The sequence below is a fragment of the Parabacteroides goldsteinii genome (assembly GCF_020091425.1).
GTDB classification, from domain to species: Bacteria; Bacteroidota; Bacteroidia; order Bacteroidales; family Tannerellaceae; genus Parabacteroides; species Parabacteroides goldsteinii.
Genome location: NZ_CP081906.1, coordinates 4,210,872 through 4,236,867 on the forward strand (window position 1 = coordinate 4,210,872; position 25,996 = coordinate 4,236,867).

Annotated in this window: 12 protein-coding genes and 3 pseudogenes; 7 read left to right on the top strand and 8 right to left on the bottom strand. The window is 40.8% G+C overall.

Translation table 11 applies throughout. The features are described 5' to 3' along the window. Positions 1–295 precede the first annotated feature (295 nt). The 4 genes from K6V26_RS18225 to K6V26_RS18240 all read left to right on the top strand — a co-directional run bounded on the left by K6V26_RS18225 (position 296) and on the right by K6V26_RS18240 (position 11,496). The gene (locus K6V26_RS18225; protein WP_046145384.1) at positions 296–3,646 is read left to right on the top strand and encodes a SusC/RagA family TonB-linked outer membrane protein; all 3,351 of its coding nucleotides are present in this window, start codon (positions 296–298) and stop codon (positions 3,644–3,646) included. A 15-nt stretch (positions 3,647–3,661) separates the two neighbouring features. Further along, positions 3,662–5,455, top strand: coding sequence for a RagB/SusD family nutrient uptake outer membrane protein (locus tag K6V26_RS18230; protein WP_224263499.1), 1,794 nt, complete (start codon positions 3,662–3,664; stop codon positions 5,453–5,455). A 688-nt stretch (positions 5,456–6,143) separates the two neighbouring features. Beyond that, entirely contained in the window at positions 6,144–9,575 is a 3,432-nt protein-coding gene (locus K6V26_RS18235) for a SusC/RagA family TonB-linked outer membrane protein (protein ID WP_224263500.1), read from the top strand. Between the two features lie 16 nt (positions 9,576–9,591). Next, positions 9,592–11,496, top strand: coding sequence for a RagB/SusD family nutrient uptake outer membrane protein (locus K6V26_RS18240; protein ID WP_046145382.1), 1,905 nt, complete (start codon positions 9,592–9,594; stop codon positions 11,494–11,496). 210 nt (positions 11,497–11,706) lie between these two features. Here the strand turns inward: K6V26_RS18240 and K6V26_RS28745 are convergent, their stop codons facing one another. From K6V26_RS28745 to K6V26_RS18255, 3 genes and pseudogenes are all read right to left on the bottom strand, one after another. Then, positions 11,707–11,817, bottom strand: a complete 111-nt coding sequence (locus tag K6V26_RS28745; protein WP_224265855.1) for a RagB/SusD family nutrient uptake outer membrane protein — start codon at positions 11,815–11,817, stop codon at positions 11,707–11,709. Positions 11,818–11,871: 54 nt separating this feature from the next. Then, entirely contained in the window at positions 11,872–12,633 is a 762-nt protein-coding gene (locus tag K6V26_RS18250) for a hypothetical protein (protein WP_046145381.1), read from the bottom strand. Between the two features lie 175 nt (positions 12,634–12,808). Beyond that, positions 12,809–13,017 (bottom strand): annotated as a pseudogene (locus K6V26_RS18255) (DUF6808 domain-containing protein); the annotation flags it as partial. A 98-nt stretch (positions 13,018–13,115) separates the two neighbouring features. On the opposite strand from K6V26_RS18255, the pseudogene K6V26_RS28780 reads away from it, so the two are divergent. The 3 genes and pseudogenes from K6V26_RS28780 to K6V26_RS18270 form a co-directional block, all read left to right on the top strand. Then, positions 13,116–13,457 (top strand): annotated as a pseudogene (locus K6V26_RS28780) (IS1634 family transposase); the annotation flags it as partial. A gap of 50 nt (positions 13,458–13,507) precedes the next feature. After that, positions 13,508–13,696: a hypothetical protein gene (locus K6V26_RS18265; protein WP_046145380.1), complete on the top strand. Its 189-nt coding sequence runs from the start codon at positions 13,508–13,510 to the stop codon at positions 13,694–13,696. A gap of 271 nt (positions 13,697–13,967) precedes the next feature. Beyond that, positions 13,968–14,963 (top strand): IS110 family RNA-guided transposase, encoded by a 996-nt coding sequence (locus tag K6V26_RS18270; RefSeq protein ID WP_046145281.1) that lies wholly within the window; start codon positions 13,968–13,970, stop codon positions 14,961–14,963. A 396-nt stretch (positions 14,964–15,359) separates the two neighbouring features. Here the strand turns inward: K6V26_RS18270 and K6V26_RS18275 are convergent, their stop codons facing one another. The 5 genes and pseudogenes from K6V26_RS18275 to K6V26_RS18295 all read right to left on the bottom strand — a co-directional run bounded on the left by K6V26_RS18275 (position 15,360) and on the right by K6V26_RS18295 (position 25,888). Continuing rightward, entirely contained in the window at positions 15,360–17,996 is a 2,637-nt protein-coding gene (locus tag K6V26_RS18275) for a glycoside hydrolase family 78 protein (RefSeq protein WP_224263501.1), read from the bottom strand. 153 nt (positions 17,997–18,149) lie between these two features. Continuing rightward, positions 18,150–19,013, bottom strand: a pseudogene (locus K6V26_RS18280) (alpha/beta hydrolase); the annotation flags it as partial. Between the two features lie 120 nt (positions 19,014–19,133). Next, complete coding sequence (locus tag K6V26_RS18285) at positions 19,134–20,819, bottom strand: hypothetical protein (RefSeq protein ID WP_224263502.1); 1,686 nt, start codon at positions 20,817–20,819, stop codon at positions 19,134–19,136. 122 nt (positions 20,820–20,941) lie between these two features. Then, positions 20,942–22,567: a RagB/SusD family nutrient uptake outer membrane protein gene (locus tag K6V26_RS18290; protein ID WP_224263503.1), complete on the bottom strand. Its 1,626-nt coding sequence runs from the start codon at positions 22,565–22,567 to the stop codon at positions 20,942–20,944. A gap of 12 nt (positions 22,568–22,579) precedes the next feature. Next, positions 22,580–25,888: a TonB-dependent receptor gene (locus K6V26_RS18295; RefSeq protein ID WP_224263504.1), complete on the bottom strand. Its 3,309-nt coding sequence runs from the start codon at positions 25,886–25,888 to the stop codon at positions 22,580–22,582. Positions 25,889–25,996: the final 108 nt, after the last annotated feature.

A 25,996-nucleotide genomic window follows, 5' to 3' on the forward strand; every position in this document is an offset into this window, starting at 1 on the left:
ATTCTATTGGCGATTATCATCGTTAATATTATGCTGAAAATTTCTCCTGTCATTCTCCTATGATAATCACTGCTCTCCAATTGAAAAATAGAATTTGTCAAAACTACTATCTACGTTGTGAAAACTAATATTTGACTCTAAAAAAGCAATGATTCTTGAATAATAATAGTCCATAGTCCACACAGGACTATTTCATTTGGTAGAAACGAACAAAACTAAAATTACTGCACATTTAAGTCGATAAGATTTAGTGTGCGCAAACAAAATCAATTTATTAACTAAATCTGGTGTTATTATGACGAAGGATTTTAATCGTTATTATTTTTCAAGACAGATGTTTATAGGAGCTACGATGTTCCTTGCATCTGTGGGAGTTGCATCGGCCAGTCCGACAGCTCTGGGAATGAATGTTCCAGAATCAGATGTTTTCATGGCTTCTCCACAGCAAGCACAGAAAACGGTGAGTGGAGTAGTAGAAGATCAGTTTGGTCCGGTTGCCGGAGCAAATGTAGTTGAGAAGGGAACCACGAACGGAACCATTACTGACATGGATGGTAAATTTACGTTGAATGTTTCTCCTAATGCAGTTCTGGTTGTTTCTTTTATTGGTTATACGGAACAGCAAATTACAGTAGGTAACCAAACTTCCTTCAAAATCCAGATGAAGGAAGACTCCCAGGCATTGGATGAGGTAGTAGTTGTTGGTTACGGTACGCAGAAGAAAGTGAACTTAACAGGTTCTGTTTCTTCCGTAGATTTTACAGAACAAGCTGCCAGCCGTCCTATTACAAACGTATCATCAGCCTTGGGAGGTCTGTCTGCCGGTTTGCAGGTTATGCAAAGCAAAGGTAATCCGACCGACGACGGTGCTACGATCCGTGTTCGTGGTACAGGTACATTGAACAATGCCAGTCCGTTGGTTTTGGTCGATGGAATGGAAGCCTCGATGGATGCTGTCAACCCGCAGGATATTGAGACGATTTCCGTATTGAAAGATGCTGCATCGGCTGCTATTTACGGTTCACGTGCTGCCAATGGTGTAATTTTGATCACAACGAAAAAAGGTAACCGTGAAAAGATCCGTGTAACTTATTCAGGTACTTTCTCTATGGCTCAGCCATCTAACCTGCTCGATTTTGTAACGGATTATCCTACGCATATGCGTTTGATCAATGAAGCCAAATTCAATGAGGGTTACAATGATGTATTTTCAGCAGCAACAATCGAAGCCTGGGAAGCTGCCAATGCAGATCCGAATGGCCTGAATGCAAACGGTGTCCCTAACTGGCTGGCTTATCCGAATACGGACTGGAACAAAGAAATGTATAAAAATAATCTGGTTCAGGACCATGTCGTGTCCGTGAACGGAGGAAGTGAAAAGGTTACATTTTTATTGTCTGCCGGTTATATGGATAACCCTGGTTTAGTGGAAAACACTGGTTTGAAACGTTACACATTGCGTGCCAACGTAGAAGCGAATGTAAACAAATGGTTGACCTTGGGAACCCGTACATATGCTATTATGAACGATAAGGATCAGGGTAATTACGCTGATACCGGTATGTTGAACTTTATCCGCCAGACTACCCCGGGTTTGATAGGTATGTATGATGGAAAAATGGGATATAAGGAAGCTGCCGAAGAAAGTTCTACTGCTAATAATATTTGGGCATATCTGAAACAGACCGACGGACAAAACCGTTCTTCCCGTTTTAATACAACGATGTATAGTAAGATCAAGTTTATGGAAGGTCTGAGCTGGGACTTCAACTTTAATTACGGACGTCGTTTTGACGAATATAACTCACATACAGTTCCGCTGGCCCGCTATACCTTCAGTAATGGTGAGATTGCTTCTACAGCAACGACTCCGGACCAGATGACGACAACTTGGAAGTCGTATGCGGAAGAAACATATACGCTTGAAAATATCCTGCGTTATGACAAGAGCTTCAAAGGTGGTCACGATTTGAATGTAATGGTTGGTTACAACGAATATTTCTATAAACAATACGAGCATAAGCAACAGAAAAAGGGTTTGATAGACCCGAGTATCAGTGTTCCCGATGCAGCCACAGAAATGCAGACCAGTACCGGTACGGCGAAAGACGAAGCACTTCGTTCTGTATTCGGCCGTTTGAATTATGCTTATCTGTCTAAATATCTGTTTGAGGCTAACTTCCGTTATGACGGTTCTTCCCGTTTCAATTCCGATTCGCGTTGGGGTATCTTCCCGTCATTCTCTGCTGCCTGGCGTCTGTCTGAAGAGGAATTTATGAAGAATATCGGCTGGTTATCTAACCTGAAAATCCGTGCTTCCTGGGGACAAATAGGTAACAACCGCATTACAGATAAGGATGGTTACCAGGACTATTACGGTTATCAGGCTACTTATAAGACTTATAATTATTCTTTTGGAGGGGCTCAGGCTGCTGCTTTGGCACAGAACAGGATCGGTAACTCGCGTCTGGAATGGGAAAGCACGACTGTTACGAACTTTGGTGTGGATGCCGGTTTTCTTAATAACCGTTTGACAGCAGAGTTGGACGTATATAATAAGGTAACGGATGGTATCCTGACAACTCCGAACCTTCACTTGACAATGGGTATTAAGACTCCTCCGACCATGAATACGGCTGAGGTTACGAACCGCGGTTTTGAATTGACTGTAGGCTGGAAAGACCATGTAGGTGATTTCAATTATGCTGTTTCTACCAATTTCTCTTACAATCATAATGAGGTAACAAAATACCTGGGTAAGTATGAAGCCGGTTGGGTGGAGAAAGACGGTAAGAAAGTATGGCAATCGAATATCGGTGATGTATCTGTGGATAAAGATAAGGGACGTATCGTAGAAGGACATCCGATCAAAGAATATTATACATTGAATACTTATTCCGGTAATGGAACCCATTTTAACAGCGATGGTTCCGTAAATATAAATGGTGGCCCGAAAGATGGTATGATCCGTACGGAAGGTGATATGAAATGGTTGAATGCCATGATTGATGCTGGTTACAAATTTATGCCAAACCAGAGTGTCGGTCGGAATAATATCTATTACGGTGATTTGATTTATGCGGATTTGAATGGCGACGGTATTTACGGTAGTTCTTATGATTATGACTTCCAAGGATCTTCAGCTATGCCTAAGTTCGGTTATGGTATCAATATCAGCGCCAGTTGGAAAAACTTCGATTTAAGTATGTTGTGGGCTGGCAACGGTGGTTTCAAACTGTATTGGGAAGAAGATCCGTATAATAGTGTAGCAATCAGAAATGGTTTTGCAACATCTGAGCGGGTTGCGAATGATCATTACTTCTACGATCCTGAAAATCCGACTGATTCGAGAACCAATCTGAATGGTTATATTCCCCGTTTGGTAGAAAACTCGAAACAGAGCCGTCAAACCAGCAATTATTATTTGTACAACGGTACTTATATGAAATTGAAGAATCTGACAATCGGCTATACATTGCCTGTAACTCTGACAGAAAAAATTTCTGCAGAAAGGGTTCGTGTATATCTGTCTGGTGAAAACTTGTTTACCATAACATCATTCCCCGGTCAGGATCCTGAAATGGGGGCAACTACAAACTATCCGTCTTTACGCCAGTTTGCTGCGGGTATTAGTGTTACATTCTAAAAAAGAGAAAAGACAATGAAATTAGTAAATAAAATATTAGTTGTTACAGCTGTTGCTTCGGTTATGACAGCTTGTAAACCTGATTTGTTGGATACGAATCCATACGATAAGGTAGGTTCCGGAGCCATGTGGGGAAATGAAACGATGTGTGATATGGGTGTGAATGGTATCTATGCCACATTGCGCGAGGCAAAGGTTGCACATGAAATGTTTACACAAGACGCTATGGGATTTGCCGGTCAGGCCCGTGATCCTCAGGATTTGTTGAATGGAACAATTACTGCCGGCAATAGTTTGTTCTCTGATACCTGGAAACAGTTGTATGAAGGAATTCACCGTGCAAATGATGCCATAGCCCATTTACCGGAAGCTCCATTGGATGATGCAAAGAAAGATCGTTTGATCGCTGAATCCAAATTCTTGCGTGCTTACTATTATTTCCGTCTGAACCGTGTATTCCAGGGTGTTCCTGTTTATCTGGAACCGGTGGAAGACAGCGAGTGTACCAATGGACGTGAAACGGTTGACAAAGTATGGGAAGTTATTATCTCCGACTTGAACGACTGCATCAACAGTGCTAATTTGCCGAATAAGTATGCGAAAGGTGATGCCAATTATGGTCGTGCAACGAAAGGTGCGGCATATGCTTTGCTGGGACAGACATATATGTGGATGAAAGATTATGCAAAAGCGGAAGCTGCTTTGCGTAAAGTCGGAGATGTCGGTTTTGCATTGTTTCAGGGGGATTACAAACAACTCTTCAAAACAGATAATGAACAATGTGATGAGATGATTTTCTCGGAACAGAATATTGGTATCAAAGATTATGGTTCCAAAACACAATTCTGGTTAGGTTCACGTGTTTCTTTTGGTTCTTGCTGGAATAGTTATCTGCCGAGTGTAAACTGGGTGGAATCATTTGAATGTGCAGACGGTAAGCCGTTTAACTGGAATGACTTCCTACCGGGATATAATGAGATGACTCCTAAAGAACGTGTGGTTTTCTTCCTCCGCGATACTGTCGGTGAGTGGGATACTTATTCGGAAGATATAAAATCAAAACTGCGTGCAGGTTTTGAACTGGCCGTGAAAAATGGAGCTGATATGTCCAAATATCTACCTTCCGGAAATGAAGCCCGTTTGCGTAAAGCCTACGAAAATCGCGATCCTCGTCTGGAAGCGACTGTCATTACTCCGTATGCTGAATATAACGGGGCAATCGGTTCAAAAGAATATACTTATACCTTGCGTTGGCCGGCAACCAACTCGGATGAAGTCGAACCGTATGACCTGAGAACGGATAGCCAGACTTTGTTCTACTATCTGTATCGCAAATTTGTTGCGGAAGGATCGTCTGAAACTCCTAATCGTGAATATTGCCCCTGGGATTATCCGTTGATCCGTTATGCAGACGTAGTCTTAATGTTGGCTGAAGCTATCAATGAACAAGGCTTTAAGCAGGAAGCTGTTGATTTGGTAAACTCTGTACGTGAGAGAGCCGGTGCTGCATTATTGCAGACAACAGATGCCGGTAAACCTACTTATGTAAGTGGCCAGGAAAATATGCGTACCCGTATCCGTAACGAACGTCGTTGGGAATTATCTTTGGAAGGTGTTAACCTGTATGACGAAATTCGTTGGAGAACGATCGGTGACTGGTGTAAAACTGGTGATGGTTCCAAAGAAATCTGGGGTACTGTCGTAAATCCGTTCTCATGGGGTGGAGATTATCTTTATACCTGGGCTATTCCAAGCACGGAATGTGAAAGAAATAGCAATCTGGTTCAGAATGATGGTTGGATAAACTAATTATCGAGATCTGTTCTACCGAATAGTTACTCTGTTAAAAGAATAATCCTTAAACAGGAATTGTAAGAAGTTCTTTTGATGAGGAAATGTTTATGGGATAAGGTGTTATTGATTAATGCCTTATCCTTTTTTTTGTGGAGAGTATAGTTCTAGCTGGACTGTGTCCATATCATGAAACAAAACAGTACGGCACAAAAGTAACACATCGTATGATCTGTTAACATACATTTTTGTCTAATATTGGTGCATTTATTGTCCAAAAATAAAAAATTAACACAATAGTAATGGGCTGTATATGAATATAGTGCATAGATTATGGTCAATTTGCACTAACTATTGAAGTTCTGACAGGTAGAAATAGAACATTCATTTCTCAAAATTAGGTTATATCAATTACTGTTTTTCTATTAATATTAAGTAATAGAATTCCAACGACTTTTCTAAACTACTTTTGTTCTGCTATTGAAAAACAAAAAGAGAAAGAGCTTTATTCTCAGTTGTTTTCTTATTTGTAAAAAATTACTGATGAGCCAAAATCTAATAATTAGTTAATGAATAAATGGACACAGTCCAGCTAGGACTATTTCCTTTTTATGTGAAACGAACGGGCTAAAATTCTTGCACAACAAGTTGCAGTGATTTGGTGTGCGCAAACACAATTTATTCATTAACTAAATCTGGTGTTATTATGACGAAGGATTTTAATCGTTTTTATTTATCAAAACGGATGTTTTTAGGAGCAACTATGCTTTTGACATCTGTGGGGTTGGCTTCAGCCAATCCGGGAATAGAGATTCCCGTTTCCGATGCGCTTGTTGCTTCTCCTCAACAAGCGAAGAAGAAAGTAACAGGAACAGTTGAGGACGCTTTAGGACCGATTGCCGGAGCCAATGTTGTCGAAAAGGGCACAACTAACGGAACGATCACCGATATGGACGGTAAATTCAATCTGGAAGTTTCTCCTAATGCTGTTTTGGTTATAACTTTTATCGGGTACGTGGAACAACAGATCCCTGTAGGAAACCAAACGTCATTTTCTATTAACCTAAAAGAAGACTCGCAAGCGTTGGAAGAAGTGGTAGTAGTTGGTTATGGTACGCAGAAGAAAGTGAACCTGACAGGTTCGGTAGCATCCGTTAGTGCGGAAAAAATAGCCAACCGCCCGGTGATGAACCTCGGACAGGCTTTGGTGGGCGCGGCTCCAGGTGTACGCGTTACTCAAGGAAGTGGTAACCCTGGTGACGAAAGTATCGGTATCCAGGTGCGTGGCCAAGGTTCATTCAACAATAGTAGCCCATTGGTATTGGTCGATGGTGTTGCTGCTGATATGGCTCCGCTGAATACGGATGACGTTGAAAGCATCTCAATCTTGAAAGATGCCAGTGCGGCGGCAATCTATGGTTCACGTGCAGCCAACGGTGTTATTTTGGTAACAACCAAAAAAGGGAAAAAAGACGAAAGCCCAAGAGTGACTTTCAATGCTATGTTTGCACAGGAAAAGCCGATTACCGATTTTAAATTGATGTCAAGTACGGCAGATTTCATGGAGTTGCACAATATTGCTAAGCTGAATGCCAACCCGACTGCCAATACACCAGACTATAGCCTTGAAAGTATTGAAGAATGGCGTCAAGCTGATTTGAATCCGAACGGAATCTATACGAATCCTGTTACAGGGCAACAGATTCCAAACTGGTTGGCATACCCGAATACAGACTGGGCACAAATTTTGTTTGAACCCGCCTTTTATCAGAAATATGGTGTCAATGTGTCGGGAGGTAGCAAGAATACCACTTATCTGCTTTCGCTGGGTTATCAGAATAATCCGGGTACATTGGATAATACAAGCATGGAACGTTTCAATATCCGTGCCAATATAGAAACAAAAATAGCAGATATCATTACTTTCGGAACACAAACCTATGGAACCAAAGAGTTCAAGGATCCGGGAAGTACGTCTATGACTTATTTGCTTCAGGCATGGCCCGGGCAGACTCCTATCTATGATGGCAAGTATGGATGTAGCGAACATCCGGAAGTAACCCAGAAGGATAATATTTTGCAAGGAGTGGCAGCCAATGGAGGACAGAATACATATACACGCCTCAATACGACATGGTATGCCAACGTCGAGTTACCTTTGAAAGGTTTGGTAGCCGAAGCCAAATTCAACTGGAGCCAGTACAGCCGCCAAGACGAACATTACTCTCAAAACCTGCCTCGTTATAGTTTTCGCGAGAGTTTTGAAACACCGAAAGAAGGATTGGGTGTCTTGGACCAGGCTACGACTTATCGTTATTCGTATGAATCGACCAGTTATACGGCTGACTTGATGTTACGCTATAACAATACATTCGGGAAACACGATGTGGCAGGTTTGTTCGGTTATGAGCAGTATCGTGGTGAAACTACAGGATTCAGTGCAACAAAGAAAGGTTTGATAGATTGGAGTATTACTGATATAACATCTGGTGCGGAAATGCAATCCATTGGTGGTAGTGCCAAGTCGGTGAATGCTATATTATCTTATTTCGGACGTGCAAACTATGCTTATGATAACCGTTATTTGTTTGAATTCAGTTTCCGGTCAGATGCTTCTTCCAAGTTTGCTCCCGGACATCGTAGCAGTTTTTTCCCATCCGGGTCTGCTGCTTGGCGTATCAGTGAAGAATCTTTCTTCGAACCCGTCAAAAATGCAGTTAACAATTTGAAACTTCGTGCTTCTTATGGTTCGTTGGGTAACACCGTAGGGGGTAATTATGACTGGCAAGCTTTGTATAAGAAAGTGAACAATGTGTTTGACGAAAGAGTACAAAATGGTTTGATACAATCTTCTATTCAAAACCTGGCACTTTCTTGGGAAAAAGTGACCACTTATAACATCGGTTTGGATGCCTCTTTCCTTAACCAACGTTTAAGTTTGGAAGCTGATTTCTATTTGCGAAAGACTTCGGATATTCTTACTAATTCCATTATGTATAAAACAATGGGTAGTATCAGTGCTCCTATGTCAAACACAGCCAGTTTGTCTAACCGTGGTCTTGAACTGAACTTGGGTTGGAACGATCAGATTAAAGATTTCCGTTATGGCGTAGGGATCAACTTGGCTTTCAATAAGAATAGAGTAACCGATTTTAAAGGCGAATTGTGGTATGAGTTAGATGAAGATGTCAAAGATATCTGGGGTAATCCGACAATGCGTTATACTAATTTGGCAGATGTTTCTACCGGAGGTGATACCCGTCGTGTAGAAGGACACATGATAGATGAGTTTTTCTTGCGTCGTCCTTATTCCGGTGACGGTTCTTATAAGTTGGCCGACGGTAGTGTTAATCCGAATGGAGGACCTCGTGACGGTATGATTCGTACGAAGGCCGATTTGGATTGGGTGGCTGCGATGTTGGCTGCCGGATATACTTTCAATAATAATTTGAAACAAATTAATTCGAATGGTTCCAATTTATGGTATGGCGACTTGATCATGGCCGACTTGAATGGTGATGGTAAATATGGAAATGATGATGACCGCGAATTTACCGGTAAGAGCTCGACTCCGAAGGTTACTTTGGGCTTTAATATCAATGCCTCTTGGCGTGGTTTTGATTTGAATATGATGTGGTCAGGACGCTTTGGCGGTTATCATTACATTAATTCGAAAGGAGCAAATGGATCTATGATTACTAATACCGGTGATGCTTTGCCTGGCGATGCTTGGAACAGATATTATTTCTACGATTCGGAAGCTTCACATGCTGGCATCATTAAAAATGAGCAGGGCGTTGTCATCGGTTCTTCCTACGATCCTGCAGCTGACCCGAATGCCCGAATCTCTAACGAGTATCCTCGTCTGCTTACTTCCGGTGGTACTACCCCTTCAAATACATTCTATTTGTATAATACGTCGTTTGTTAAGCTGAAATCATTACAAATCGGATATACATTGCCTAAGAAGTGGGTTGCACCTGCAAAGATCAATAATTTGAGAGTATTTGTATCCGGAGAGAATTTGTTGACTTTCAAATCCGATAGATTCCCAGGCGTAGACCCTGAATTGGGTGGCTCGCTTGCCGCATACCCGATTGCACGTATGTTCTCAGGAGGTCTGTCTGTAACCTTTTAATTAAAAGCACATAAAGATGAAAAAGATATTTAATTTGTTAACATTGGCGGCTGTTTTCGGAGTCGCAACATCCTGTACGGATATTTTGGATACGGCACCTAATGATAAGCTTTCCAGTGGTACTATGTGGACTACCGAAGAAAGCGTTGACCAGGGCGTTATTGGCGTGTATTACTCCTTGCAGAGACCTTTCCATGGAAATCAAATTATTGGTGCCGATGCCATGATTGGTTATTATGGGTATGATGCGTTTGGTATGACCGGACAGGGAGAGTATGGCATGCAAAACTTGTTTACTAAATCGGTCAATCCCAGTAACGGGTTTTTCTTAAAAACATGGCAATGGATGTATGACGGTGTGCATCGGGCTAATGCCGCTATAGCTGGTATTGAAAATGCTCCTATCAATGAAGCTAAAAAAGCTCGTTTGATTGCTGAGTGTAAAGTACTTCGTGCATTCTTTTACGATCGTTTGAACATTCTTTTCGGTAATGGCGGATTAGGGGTACCTTTGTATACGGAACCGGTGAACCCGTCTGAATGTGACAAGCCTCAAAGTTCGGAACAGGAGGTATGGGCTCAAGTTATTAAGGATTTAAGCGATGCTATAGCTGAGCCGAATTTACCTGACAATCAAATCCAAGGAGAAGGACGAGTAAGTAAAGGGGCTGCTTATGCTTTGCGTGGTAAAGCATATCTGTTGACAAAGGAGTATGATAAAGCAATAGCAGACTTTGCTAAGGTAGGTGAGTGTGGTTACAAATTGTTCCCGGACTACAAACAGCTGTTTAAGGTTGCTAACGAGCGTTGTGAAGAGATTATTTTGGCTGTGCAGTATATAGAAGATCCTACGGGTTATGGTACGGGAATACAAAAGTATTGTGCGGCATTTACCCAGGGAGCTAAAGATAGCCGTGGCTGTTGGGGTGACTTGCAGGTGACTCCTGCGTTGGTAAACCTTTATGAAGAGGTGAATGGGCAGACTGTTAAAAAGTTTGCTTGGGAGGACTATTTGTCTGATTGGAAGAAAGTGACTGACATGGAGACAGCCGAAGGACACACGAAATATCGCAAAGTATTCTTTATTCGCGATAAGTTCGTGAATGGAAAGGAAATCCATTCTACGGTTACGAAGGCAGTTGATACGGAACTGGCCAAATTGCCCGCAGAAATTCAGGCTATTTATTTGCCGGAAGGTAATGAGGCTCGTTTAAAAACAGCATATGCCAATCGTGACCCGCGCTTGGCTTACAATGTTGTGACACCTTATGCCAATTATTTGGGGGTAAATAGTAATTCTACGGCAGAAGCGTGGTACACGTTCCGTTGGCCTGTTGCTGGTAAATATTATGCAGATCAGGCAAATGCCGAACCGAATGCCAATCCGGAGTTACCGAACGATTATTATGCTTCCGGTTTTATGAATGCACAGGCTGAATTTAAATATATTCATCGTAAATTTATCGGTGAGGGGTTGGAATACCTGCGTCGTGAGCAGAATCCGGTAGATGAACCTATCATTCGTTATGCAGATGTATTGTTGATGTGGGCCGAAGCACTTGTTGAAAAGAATGACTTGGCAGGTGCTATGGCCAAGGTGAAAGAGGTCCGTGACCGTGCCGGTATACCGACTATGGCTTCCAGCTTCTTAGATCAGACAACTGCACGTAACTATGTGCGTGACGAACGTCGTCGTGAGTTTGTGAACGAAGGTATAAACTTTTTTGATGAAATGCGTTGGCGTACGTTGAAAGAAACAAAATTCAGTGAAAAGGTTGCCCAGCATGCATGGGGCGGAACAGAGAGTACCGGAGGTACTGTTTATGATTGGATTGGCGACCAGTGGTACACTTGGCCTGTCCCCAAGAGTGAAACAGAGCTTAATACGAATTTGACACCTACACCGGGTTGGGAATACTAATCGATACGAGCACGCACTTTGTTGATTGTATAGAATAATAGAAAGAGGGTGTCAAAGTAATCTGACACCCTCATGAAATAGAAATTTATAAGAATGGATTAGTCTATCCAACCCTCATTTTGTTTTAGGTTTTCATTCATCAGAATTTCAGACCTAGGAATAGCCCAGTTGTATAAATGGTTACCTCCCCAAGTATAAGAATATTGAGGTTCACCCCAAATCTGTTTTTCCCTGTTCATTCAAACATTCAGCTAAAGAAAGGACTACATCCGCATAACGAATTAATGGTATATCAATTGGCGAATAACTTCTGTTTGGTATTTCATTTGCACCTTTAAACCCATAATTTGCTCAAATCTTGAGACTGCCTCTTTCTTAATTAAGGTCGCTACACGTAACCCCAGAATATATATGATTATTGTAAGCTTCTAAAATGCCACTAGCTATCCTAGTATAAGGATTGCTATAAATAAGTCCTGTCGTCTTGTTGTTTACTGCCCCGTAAAGACTCCAGCATATAATACTGAAACTAGAGGTGGAGGGATATGCTTTAATATAAACAAAAGGCAGAAACTCATCGTCTTTTTGCTTATCCATTCGAGCCATAATAGCTGCAGCTTGTGCATAAGTAAAAGAAGATCCTGGAGGACAATTGTTCTCTTCTATAAATGCTGCTCCTTCATACCTATCCTTAAGCTTCTCCCACGCAGTCTTTTCTTCCTTTTTAGAGCCATCAGATTCTGTGTTAGAATCATCAGGTGGACCAGGAAAAGATATAATATTATAACGCATATTATAAGAATATAGCCAGTTTGAAATATCCGTAAGACCTAAAATATTATATCCTACACATCCTCCAAATTGTGCTATTGTTTCTTCGATTGTTAGAGGTCCGGTCAAGAATGTAGTTTTCCCTTTACTCTCATAATCCGACCAATATGGACCCATATCAAAGCCATGATACATAATAGCCCCAATAACCTCTATTCTCCAATCATGTAAATTAAAGGGGCCGTTATCGTTAATGCTTTTTGTAACGACATCTATGGTAGAATCATCCTTTTCTTCAAATACTGTTTCGTTGCTACACGCAAAAAACAACATAAAAGCCACTGATGCAAATAATAGATTTTTCATAATAATAATTTAATAAGTTAAACAAATGGATTATAGAACTACAAAGAGTTAATAAATGCTTTGAATTTATTATTTTATCTACATACCACAAAGCTAAATATTATGTTATTAAACACAAAAAACACCCTACTCTCACAAGCAAGACGGCTAACTTTAGTATTAATATCAAATCAAATTACCAAATCCTGTAATACACCCCCACTTCGACATATGGCGACAGTCCGGATCGTCCTGCCCCATAACCGACAGACAGCCTAATCCCCAAAGGCGGGCAGGTATTTTCTTTGTTATATAGACGGTCTTCGGAAAAACATCTATACTATCCAGGGCGACATTATATCTGCTCACCCACGCCCTGTAATTTTGTGTGACGTACTCTTTCCTGACTTCATCACTTTTCTGCGCTACCACGGCGTGAATTGATTATCAACGAGTTATGTTTTGTTTTAGGTGGCGCAAGCTAAAAAACGTAATTTTGCGGCATGTATGTGCGCAAGAAAAAGAACCGCTCTGGCACTATCAGTGTCGTTGTAGTAAGCAAATCCTCCGGTAAGTATGAGGAAATAAAGAGCTTTGGCACCGCGGACTCAATAGAAGACACGGAAAATTTGTGTGATGCCGCCTAAAGATGGATTAACAGCTATGCAGGTCAGCGAGAACTCGAAGAGACCAAGCGAGTAGTCGGCAATATGGATGCTGTATTGATCAACGGAACTCAGTTGCTGCTTGATTGTATCTATGATAATATTGGCTTCAATCGCATACCGGACGAGATCTTGCGACATCTTGTGATCGCACGTGTATCTCAGCCTGCGCGAAGAATAGAAGCACACATGTTTGCATTTGCTTTGTCGCCTATAAAATATATAAGGAATTGGAGCGAATTATCAAAGAAAAGAACATTGACCTGAGCGTAGGAAAGGTACTTGATGCCGTCAAAACTATTACTACCATCAGAGTGAAGATGCCTGAAAATGTAGAAATTTATACTAAGACCCTATTCCTGACTGATAAACATCGGGCGATACGCTCACTATTAGACTTCGCCGATGAACCGAAATGATTTGGGTGGCGCATTGACGAAGTCAGGAAAAAGAGGAGAGTTTTGACACATTTACATTTGCAGTATTAAATATCCCAATAAAAATATAAGTGTATATTTGAAAAGAAGAGTTGCAGTGAACTAACTTTGACACTAGTCTTAAATGACTATGGGCTGAATCAGACTGCAACTCTCTTAATTGGAGAACCTAGCCAGTTAGAATTGTAGGCTCACGACCTAATAAATGTATTAGCTGTTTCTCCTTCATGTTTAATACTGTAAATACAAAGTTATGAATTATTCTCATTTTGTAGGTCTTGATGTAGGGAAAAAAACTTTCGATGCATCCTTAATGTCTGCGGACGAAAAAGAGTTGTCTCACAAGTCTTTTGATAACACTTCAGAAGGGATCCAATCTTTATTAGATTGGATAGCAGGTTATCATCTCTCTTTATCCAAACTCTTGTTCTGTGCTGAAAACATGGGAAGTTATGTCACAGAGTTATCTGTTTCCAGTGCCTCTATGGGTTTTTCCCTAGCTTTGGTTTGCCCGTTGACCATCAAGAAGTCCATAGGCTTGCAACGAGGCAAAAATGACCGCATTGACGCTAAAAGAATAGCGAACTATGCGGTATTACACTATCGAAAACTAGAGTTATACAAATTGCCTGACAAAGACTTGGTGAGACTGCGGGGATGGATTATTATACGTGACAATTTGGTCAAGCAAAAAGTATCAAGCATAAAGTTATTGGAAACATTCTCCCAGATGGCCAAGTTGGCTGATGTGACAGACTCCATTTCTTTTTTGGAAGAGCAGCTCAAGTCGATAAAAGAAAAGATCCTGCAGGTGGAAGAGGCTATGGAGCAACTAATAGCCGCTAGTTGTTCTCTTTGCACAAACTACTTGTTATTAAGAAGTATAAAAGGTGTAGGGATAATCAATGCCATTGTATTACTGTGTGTTACTAACAATTTTCAAAGATTTGACAACCCAAGGAAGTTTGCTTGTTATTGCGGGGTTGCTCCCTTTGAACATACTTCAGGTATTTCCATACGGGGAAAAACGCAGACTTCTCCATTGGCTAACAAAGAAGTAAAAGTGTACCTTACCCGGGCAGCTATTACTGCCATCTCTTGGGATCCGCAGATGAAAGCATATTATAAAAGGAAAATAGCGGAGGGGAAACATAAAGCATCTGTAATCAATGCTGTAAGAGCCAAAATCATAGCAAGGTCTTTTGCTGTGATACGAAGACAGACTCCATTTGTAACATTAGTCGTATAATAAAAAGGCCCTTAATTTCGAAAACATCTTAGATTTAGGAAGTAGCTATACACTTCTGAAGAGTAATTATGTCTATATACGAACTTACCCAAGGATACGTTAATGTTCGTAAACTTGGGTAAGATTTTATAGATATTGTTTGGAGAGGACTTAGAATTCACCCCTTATCCCCTCTCAAGAGGGGAATTGGTTACTCCCGCCACTATAAACAGATAGCTCAAATCTTTCTATAAATAAACCAAACAGATACAAAAGCGAACATCTATTAAACAATATGTTTTCAAATGTTAATCGTGACAAACTCAAGGTCAAAAGTAGGTACTTTTTTACCCCGGTTGTAAGCCATATTTGCTATAACGCATTAATAATCAGCTATGACAAACTTTTTGCTGCCCCCTATAAAATAAAGAAATTAAGATTGTGCTTACCAGCCTCCAGTTTGATCACTTTATTCTCTTTTACATAGTCCGGTAAATAAAGCGTAGCCGTACTATTTGCCGGGACAACCACTTCATAATTGATCTTCTTTCTGTTCCACTCCCATTTAGAGATGATCTGTCCGTAAGGAGAATCATGTTTTGCTTCGAAATGCTTCAATTCCTTTACAAAATTCGGACGCAATATAATATGTTTGAAACCAGGCTGTTCCGGATCGGGAAAAATACCTCCCAGACCTTTATAGAACCATCCGCCTATCTCTCCGAACATCATATGATTATCCGAAATATCACGTTCAGCCTTCAAATCCCAGTTTTCCAATAAAGTCGTAGCCCCATTGACGATCCACCAACCCCATGACGGATAGGTATCCTGTGCAGCTACCTTATAAGCTGTCTCCGGATATCCGTTTTCGCTCAATGCATTCAGGATTGCTTTTGCCCCCAATACACCGACATCCAGATGGAATCCGGCTTCTTCCACTTTCTTTGCCAGATTCTTCGCAACTTTAGCGATCATATCTTCCGGTACGATCTTCCATTGCAGAGGAACACTTAATTCCGTCTGGGAACCACCGGCATATATTCCGGTCTCCTTATTCAGATATTTATTATTAACAGCCTCTTTGATCTTTTCGGCTAATGCCGTATAATATGTATAATCATCCTGCTTGTTAAACAGCTTGGCGGCAGTCGCCAATATTTTAGTGTCTACATAAAAATAAACGGATGATGTAAACTCTTTATTGGAACGGGACTTAACCGGAACCCAGTCTCCACGTCCCCAGGATGTCAGATGATTCGGACTCGTACGATCCACATAATTGACATAACGCTTGATATTCTCATAACAATCAGCCAAAGGCTTGCTATCTCCATAAAACATATACAGGTTCCAGGGGATAATAGCTATTGTACTCGTCCAGTCCAGTCCGTTATCCGTACCATACCCCCAGCCTCCGGTAGGTATAATATCGGGAAGTACCCCATTGGGTTGTTGCTCATCCCGGTGGTCAGCCAGCCATTTTTCATATACGGTAATCCCATCGAAATTATACAAAGCTGTTTCGATCGCAAAATGACCGTCACCCGTCCATCCGTTCTTTTCGCGTTGCGGACAATCGGTCGGATATCCCATCAGATTCGACAGATAAGCATTATTGGTAGCCCACCACAATTTATTTACCAGCTCACTCGATGTCCTGATCTCTCCGGAAGCAGGCACATCGCTGTGCATAAAGAAAGCGGTCAGGCTGTTCTGGTTTAATTCAATCGGTTTGTCACTGGTTACTTCCACATAACGGAAACCTTTATAATTAAACTTTGCCATAAACTCATCCTCGCCACCGCTAAGAATTAAAATATCGGTCTGGAAAGGATCTTTTTCCTTATCCCCCCTGTAATACACATCAATATTGGACATGTCAATGCGTCCGTTATCAAAAAGCCGTTCTCCATGCATAATTCTGACTTCGGTACCTTCTTCGCCCGATACCTTGATATTGGTTACACCTGCCATATTCTGACCGAAATCAAAAACATATGTCTTGTCATTTATCTTATTGACCGACTTAGCCGGAATAGTCAGCACATTACGGATCGGACGGACCTGCTGTGCCACGACATTTTGAGAAGGAACGCCTCTAAGTCCGACGCCTCTCCACTTGGAATCATCGAAGTCCGGAGTATTCCAGCCTTTCTGTTCGAGCCGGGCATCATAATGTTCACCGGTATAAATACTGTTGAATATCAACGCCCCCGAAGATGTTTTCCAACTAAGGTCCGTCGGGATGGTCTCTACACTGCCGTCACTGTAAGTGATACGAAGATCCAGGCAGAAAGCCGGCCTGTTCCGCCAGGGAGCACGGTCAAAATCCCACACTGCTTTCGATTGATGGTTATACCATCCGTTTCCAAGCAAGACTCCTATGGCATTGTCGCCATTCCGGAGTTGTCCGGTAACATCATAAGTGACATACAGGTTACGTCTGTCGAAACGGGTATACAACGGATCCAGACGGTGGTTACCGATCTTTTCACCATTGATATATAATTCATATAATCCGCCGACAGCGATATAGGCACGTGCCGATTTTATTTTTTTGCCTGTCGTGAATTTTTTCCGGAAATAAGGAGCCGGTTCATAATTGATATCTTGCCCGTCACCAATCCAGGATCCCTGCCAGTTCTTGATGTCCATCATTCCAGTTTCAAAGGAACTGACAGGCGAAAATACTTCTTTATATTCCAGATCGCCACCTATCACCTTCCAGTAATATTTAGTAAAAGGTTCGAGTTGTTTACCCGCATAAGTGATCAACATATCTCCGGTGTTTATTTTTCCGGTATCCCATATATCAGCTTTCCCGTTAACAACTTTCATCGAGTCTTTATCTACCAGCACACGATATGAAGTCTGTTTCGCTCCTTGCCTACTGTCATCCATCCTCCATGAAAGACGAGGAGTCGGATTATCGACACCTATCGGGGTTTCAAGGTGATCACTCTGTAAGCCGGTCAAACGAACAGACTGCCCGCTAACCCCGGAATAACTAAAGAAAGTAGTAACAGTAATAAACAATATAAGCTTTTTCATCCGCTTGTTATTTTATAGTAAAATCATTTATATGAATTATCTTAGTCAAAACATTAGCCGTTCCAAAGCTCTATATTCTAAGAAAAATATTGGTTATAAAAATGATTTTTGATGTAATATATTTGATAGTATCTAAATGATACCTGTTTTTTAAAAACTCAAAAGCCAGGCTTCCAAATCTTGTAACATCTCCTTATTGTATTTGAAATCTTTTCTGCTGCCCCATCCATGTCCTCCGGAAGGATAGATAAAGAAAGAAGCCGGTACCTTATTTTCCTTTAATGCCAGATAGTAAAGTGCACCGTTTTTAGTAGGAACTGCATCATCGTCGTCCGAAAAAGCGATATAAGCTCTCGGGGTTTCTTTAGTTACCTGCTTTTCATTGGAATACAGATCTTCCAGTTCTTGGGAAGCATCCTTTCCCAATAGATTATCATGAGAGCCGAGATGTGTAAATGATTTGTCCATTGTGATCACAGGATAAAACAGCACCTGAAAAGCCGGTCGCACACTTGATTTTACATGTGTTGCCATAGTGGAAGCCAGATGTCCACCGGCCGAAGACCCCATGATCCCTATATCAGCCGGATTAATATTCCAATCTTTCGCCTTCTCTTTTACCAGCCGTATCGCCTCTTCCGCATCAGAGAAGGGAACCTCTCTATTTCCTCTCGGCATCCGATATTTCAAAACAACATAGGCAATCCCTAACTTGTTAAAAAAAGGAGCCCAGTCATAACCTTCGTGATTATAAGCCAGTCCGCCATAAGCACCTCCCGGGCAAGCTATTATAGCGCGTCCGGTAGCTATTTCTTTTGGAGGCAGAAAAATGCGCAACGAAGGTTTATAGTTCTGAATATTATCATCGAAAGGAGTACGGTCTATACCATTAGTATTCGGAAGTCCGTTCTCCCATAAGTCAAGATTAAACTCTTTTTCGGTAACCTGAGCAGCAACAGGGTTGCAGATGACAAGAAATGCCCAAAGAATAAATAAAGATGTTATTGTTCTCATGATAAACTTAGATTAAATTATACTTCTATTGTCTGTTTCCTTCAAAAAACAAGAGTCCGGTTTCTTTTCTCTACAGAACTCGAAACCGGGCCCTGCAACCGTCCGATTAAAAAAGTTTTATTTTCATTGACCGGTTGTGCAATCAATGACCAACTTGTTACCAGACGGTACAAATCTCAACACATAATCCGTATTATTGCCTTTGACTATACAACCTTTTTCACATGCTACATTATAATTGAATCCTCTGAACTCAGACTTTACGGACGATTTTTCAAAGTCTTTAAATGGCAGGCGGTCGAGTCTGTCCTGCGGAACCCTCAACTCAAGCGCCCAATCCAAATCACTTTCTGCTGCATTACATGAAATATCGATCTTGTCCTCGTTAAACGTGAAAATAAAATTATTCCCGCTCTTATCTTTAGACTCGACATGTAAAACACTCTTTGACGGTTCGCTGACTACGGGGTCGGCCAAAACAAGTTCCGTCCCTTTTCCATTCTTATCCAGCTTCACAACCCGAAGTCCGATCTTATCGTCCGGCGTACTCCAGTAGAATCTGTCGATAACCGGTAAGGTATAATAGAAAAATTGTCCGCCCGTACCCGGAGTATCCAGATATTCAGACTTCATTTTTTCATCAAACAAATGAATATCCCGGAAACAGAAACCATCTTTTTCCCAATACAAATTAGAACGGTAGAAACGGCTGTTATACCATACGGATTTGTTTCCTTCATTACGGACATCAGCTAAAGTAGTTATCGCAGTAGCCGGAGTTTTTGGGAATTGTTCCTTAAACCAGCGACCGGATTCTTCCAGTGTCTCTACCCGGATCTTCCCGGCTTTACTCAATGAGTCGAATAGAGGAAATTGCATAATCAGACCTTCTCCCATTCCTGACCAGGTAAATGAGTTTTCCTGACCGGCCTGTGCATAATTGAATGCCAGACAGGGTTCATCAACAATCGTTTTAAGGAAATAGTCCACCCACTTTTTACTTTTCCCCCCTTCGGTATATACGGGTTCAAGTGTTATAACACCCTGATGGTTAGAGCCTATCCCAGCATCATATTGGTACATCGGATCGCTACCTAACATACGGAATACAGGTACCGGGATCTGGTATTCGTCTGTCTGGGCCGGCATATATGCATTCAGCTTACTGGGATAATAGGCTTGGTTCCAATACCCTCCCCACAATGTATAGCCATCAGTACCAACCTGATCCTTGCAGTTACAGGAAGCGACAATACCATATTTTTTATACATATACTCCAACGTATGTGAATCAACATACCAAGAACCTACAGACTTAGGATATTTACCATAAATCTCCTTAAATTTCGCCATATAGACATCTACCAGTTTTTCCCTTTCTTCCAGAGTATATCCCGGAGTAAAAGCGATATTGGCTGTCGATACCCATGAATGTTCTCCGCGCCATTTCAATCCGGCCGCTTCCACATGAGGCTGGGTAATTTCCCACCATGCACCAAGTTCACATGTAGGATTAAGCTTGGTTTTCATCAATTTCTGATACTCCGGATTGATCAGGGCATCATACTGAAACAGGAATGTTGCCGGAAAGTTATACTGATTAACCAGGTCGATTTGTTTCTCCACCGTTTCAAACATCAGTGCATCCGAGTTTTCCAGACGATAGTCTGTCTGGCGGATAAAATTGACAATATTGATTATTCGCGGAGCGGTATTTTTCTTCTCCTCTTTTGCCTTACTTGCCTCAACACAACTTGTCGGAAGCAGCAATACACTTAAAAGTATGAATATAAAAACTTTTGAGTTCATCTTTTTCTATTTAAATAGCACATAATAACACAAATTAAGGAACAAAAATGATAATAGCATGTTTGTTATTTGACAAATTTGTGTCATTTATGCGCTTTTTTAATCAATTACTTATACTCGAATTAATTATAATAAGGATTCTGTTCCAAAGTATAATTACTCTTTATAATTTCTGAGCGAGGAATTGGCAACCAATAATGCTGCGGAAGGAAATTACGTTCCAAAACAGTGATTTCAGTATATTTAAAATTACCATTTTCATCCTTTTCAATTTTTATGCCAATAGAATTCTTGTTTTCATACTCATCAGCAATTTTCCATCTTCTCAAATCGAAATAGCGTTGGTTCTCAAAACTTAATTCTATTCTGCGCTCATTACGAAGTTTTTCAAGCAGTTCCGTGCCGGAGGCTGTTACCGGAGGCATTTCAACTCCTTCACGGGAACGTATCACATTGATAGCTTTACGGCATTCTTCTTCATTTCCCAAATAGTACTGAGCTTCAGCATAATTCAGATAAAATTCTGCCAGTCTGAAGAAAGTCCATGGAACAGTTGTTGCTTCCGATTCATTAATAACCTGATTTTCATCATGAAATTTATGCAAATAGTAACCAGTCTTCGAACAGTTCCAGCTTCCAATAGCTCCTTGTTCGCTATCTTGTCCGTTAGGAATAAATGTTTCAACCGCACGTCCTCTGAACATTGCACCATTATGAAGAACCGTTGCATAAAAACGAGGATCACGACCTTCATACGGATTTGCCGGATCATAACCGGAACCAGCTTCTGCCGGTTTTTTACCCGTTGCTTTCATTTCATAATCATCCACCAAATTCTGAATAGGACAGTTACCTCCCCAACCGCCGTAACCATTAGGAGAATTAAATAAATTCACTCTGTTAGCATTCGCTTTCGTATAATAACGTCTGAAAATAATTTCGTCATTGTCTTCTAGGAAAAGAGTTCTATAATCCGAAGCCAGGCTATAACCTGGCAGATCAATTACAGCTTTAGCCGCATCACGTGCCAATTCCCATTTTTTCAGATCATTAGAAGTATTTACCAAAGGACTTGCAGCATACAATAACAATCTCGATTTCAACGCTTTACAAGCATCCGCAGAGGCGAGACCTTTATTTCCACCTTCCATTTTTGCTGGTAAATGCTCAATAGCCTCATCCAGGTCTTTTAAGATAAAATCTACACATTCCTCATACGTATTTCGTGTGATAGAATAATCCGTATCTTCCAATGTATACGCTTTCGTAATAATAGGAACACCACCAAAACGCCATATCAGATTAGAATACACAAAAGCACGAATAAATTTCATCTCACCATATAAACGGCTCTTTAATTCTTCCGTAACCTGCGCTTCTTCATATTTTGCAAAGAACGTGTTGATGTTACGCAAATACTCATAAGCTGTATTCCAGTAATTAAAGTTGGAAAATCGACCGGAGTCAAAGTTTTCAACATTATCCGGGTTCATTTCTCCCCTTGCTACAATATTAGAACTACCATCTCCATGACGAGTATATGATTCATCTGTAGCCGAGGATGACATTGCTTCATCAAAGCCGTTTGGATAGGCATTATAACAAGCTGTTACATAAGCTGTGAGTAAAGCATCATCATTAAATACAGCATCCTCAGTAAGTGAATCCAACGGTTTTTTATCCAAAAAATCGCTACAAGAGCTAAAGCTTAACAGTGCGGAAACTGCCCAATATATTATCTTTTTCATCTTTTTCCCTTTTTAAAAAGTTAAATTACATCCTAGATTAAAGATTCTCATGTGAGGATAATAGCCACCTTCTCCGCTTCCTTCCGGATCCACATATTTTATATGATCCAAAGTAAACAGGTTCTGTCCGCTCAAATAAACTCTACAATTTGATATACGCAGTTTATTAAACCACAAATTAGGTAAGGTATATCCTATTTCCAGGTTTTTCAGACGTACAAAAGAAGCATCTTTTGTCCAGAAACTAGATGGATTTTCAACACCATAATTGATGCTACCACCGGCACGGGGCATAGTTCCGTCTATATTATCTTCTGTCCAACGATCTTCAGCTCTCCATTTATAGAAGTTTGAAGTAGCATCCATACGACAGATGATATCTTTTACAGCACGAGCCTGTCCCTGGAACAGAACACTAATATCAAAATTTTTCCAGTCTGCAGACAAGTTCAAACCAAAGATAATTTCCGGGAAACCGGTCAAATTCTGACGAACACGATCCAGTGAGGTAATTTTACCGTCACCATCAACATCTTCAAAAATCAAGTCACCAGGACGAGCTGCTTCCAAGTGAGGATAGCTATCCAATGCTGCCTGATCTCTGAAAATACCTATAGCACGATACTGTAAACCTGCTCCCATTGGACCTCCTGTTTCATTCATATATTCATGTCCTTCTCCCCATGGGGTTTCATCTATGAACAACACTTTATTTCTGGCAAACATAAAGTTTCCATTTGCACGGAAGTTCACTTCGCCGATCTTATTAAAGTGACTTAACTGTATTTCCAGCCCCTGGTTCTGAACCCGTCCGATATTTTCATTCGGCAAATCGATCAAACCTGTATACTTAGGAATAGAAGCATTACGCTTTGCCAGAATATTAGAACGTTTTGTTTTGAAATATTCAACTTCAAAACCTAAAAGTCCATTCCAGAATGTTCCTTCAGTACCGATGTTCCAGGTATCGGCAACTTCCCATGTTACATTATTATTCGGGAAACCTTTCTGATATAAACCAACCATATCAGTTCCGCCAAACACGTAATTACGACCCAGATTATATTTAAGCAAATACTGGAAAGGATCGATATTATCGTTACCTTGCTTACCGAATGATCCGCGTATCTTCAAATTATTGATCCAGTCGATATTATCTTTGATAAAGCTCTCTTCCGACATTCTCCAACCGGCAGACACACCCGGGAAAAAGCCCCAACGCTGTCCTGCCTGGAAAATATATGAACCATCATAACGGAAATTAAACTGAGCCATATACTTACCTGCAAAATCATACGCGACACGTCCGAAATAACTACGACGTGCGCTTTCTGAAGCGTCACCAGAGTTATCATAATAATCTTTGTTGGATGTACCGGCAAATAACTGGTCGATAGCTGTAGACATAAAACTACCACGAGATGCCCAGAAATTATCCTTTCTATAGCTGTTTTGTTCAAAACCGAGGATAGCATCTATCCCGTGACTGCCAAATGTTTTCTTATACTTCAATTTGGCATTCAATGTCAGCGACCAATCAGCTAAATGCTCTTGTCTCAATGAGGTCTGCTGAACAAGTGTGTTCATGTGTTCCGTATAAGTATCGGTAGCCTCATCCCATGTATAAAAAGACCAGGGTGTCTGCCACTTTTTATGATCTTTACCGATACGGTCATAAGCCATATAAGCATCTGCTGCCAAACCATCCAACAGCCACGATAAATTCCAGTCTGCAGTAATAGTTCCATTAAATACTGCCTTCTTATCATATTCATAACCAGTTTTATCTGTAGCCATCACGATTGGGTTACTATCCAAACCATTTGTCGGTAATCCATTCGGATACTGGGCTAAAACTGTAGGATATGATCTGGTAATACGCCAGAATATATCACCGGCACTCATGCTGGGGAAATTTGCATCTTCCAAACGAGACGAGATATCCACCGACACTTTCAGGTCTTTAGTAATTTTAGCATCGATATTTGAACGTATATCATACTGTTCATACTTTGTCGATCCATTTTTAAAGATACCGTCCTGACTGGAATAACCACCACCTACATAATAACTAACAGCATCCGTACCTCCGGAAACAGATACATTATGTCTCTGTTGAAAAGCAGCTTTCTTTAGTACCTCATCTGCCCAGTTTGTATTCGGATAATGTATCGGATCCGATCCGTTTCTGAATAATTCTATTTCATCAGCGGTATACCGGGGAACACGTCCGTCATATGATTCCAACTCGTTCGTCACTTCAGCAAAAGTAGCAGCATCTGCCAGATCCGGCACACGTGTCGGTTGCTGTAAACCTACATTGAAAGAATAACTAATGGACGGTTTTCCTGTTTTACCTCTCTTGGTTGTTACCAGAATAACACCATTGGCAGAACGCGAACCATAGATAGCAGCAGAAGCATCTTTCAAAACTGTAATACTCTCAATATCATTTGGATTAAGTCTGTCCAAAGAACCACGACCGGCAATACCGTCGATCAGAATCAACGGATCATTATTTCCGGTTGTACTCTTACCACGAATATTGATCGTTACCCCGTCAGCACCCGGTTCACCACTACCGTTAGTCACGATAAGGCCCGGCAAACGACCGGCCAAAGCCTGTCCTAAGTTCTGAGTCGGACTCTTGATGATATCATCCCCCTTTGCAGTTGCGATAGATCCTGTTACGACACCTTTCTTCTGTGTACCGTAACCCACAACTACAATTTCTTCCAAAGCCTGAGAATCTTCTTTTAATACGACCGCGAAAGTTTTCTTATTTCCGACTTTTATATCCTGAGTTATATATCCTATATATGAAACCTGAATTTTAGAACCGGCTGATACTGACAATGAAAATTTACCATCAATATCAGTCATAATTCCGTTAGTTGTACCTTCTTCAATTACATTGGCACCAATAATCGGATCGCCCAACTCATCAGTAACCGTACCGGTTATAGTCTGATTTTTCACCTGCTGAGCAGTCTTAGGTGTAATTAAGATATGGCTTCCCTGAATTGAATATGAACAACTGGCGTCTTTCAATATAGCATTTAAAACTTCATTCAACTGCGTATTATTATATGCCTTTTTAATACGTTCATTCGCATTTATTAATTGGTCATTATAGTCTACTGAAAGATTTGTTTGCTTTTCTATCTCAACAAAAGCCTCTTTTAAGGTCATTTGTTTCGAGAGTGTAATTAATTGATTTTGAGCTTTTACTATAAAAGAACTGCACAAGAATAATGCAATGTAAATAGATTTATAAAAAGTATTTACCACACATCTTCGTGATTTGTTATATATTTTCATAACTTTGTATATTTAAGAATTAAATTGAATACTATCTTTTTGATTTAAGGGCATATATAACGCCCCAAAAATCGGGATGATTTTCGATTTCAGTCCGGGAAGAAGTGA

Coding starts and splice junctions, on each gene's coding strand:
- K6V26_RS18225 (WP_046145384.1), top strand. CDS start 296: ATGACGAAGGATTTTAATCGTTATTATTTTTCAAGACAGATGTTTATA.
- K6V26_RS18230 (WP_224263499.1), top strand. CDS start 3,662: ATGAAATTAGTAAATAAAATATTAGTTGTTACAGCTGTTGCTTCGGTT.
- K6V26_RS18235 (WP_224263500.1), top strand. CDS start 6,144: ATGACGAAGGATTTTAATCGTTTTTATTTATCAAAACGGATGTTTTTA.
- K6V26_RS18240 (WP_046145382.1), top strand. CDS start 9,592: ATGAAAAAGATATTTAATTTGTTAACATTGGCGGCTGTTTTCGGAGTC.
- K6V26_RS18250 (WP_046145381.1), bottom strand. CDS start 12,633: ATGAAAAATCTATTATTTGCATCAGTGGCTTTTATGTTGTTTTTTGCG.
- K6V26_RS18270 (WP_046145281.1), top strand. CDS start 13,968: ATGAATTATTCTCATTTTGTAGGTCTTGATGTAGGGAAAAAAACTTTC.
- K6V26_RS18275 (WP_224263501.1), bottom strand. CDS start 17,996: ATGAAAAAGCTTATATTGTTTATTACTGTTACTACTTTCTTTAGTTAT.
- K6V26_RS18285 (WP_224263502.1), bottom strand. CDS start 20,819: ATGAACTCAAAAGTTTTTATATTCATACTTTTAAGTGTATTGCTGCTT.
- K6V26_RS18290 (WP_224263503.1), bottom strand. CDS start 22,567: ATGAAAAAGATAATATATTGGGCAGTTTCCGCACTGTTAAGCTTTAGC.
- K6V26_RS18295 (WP_224263504.1), bottom strand. CDS start 25,888: ATGAAAATATATAACAAATCACGAAGATGTGTGGTAAATACTTTTTAT.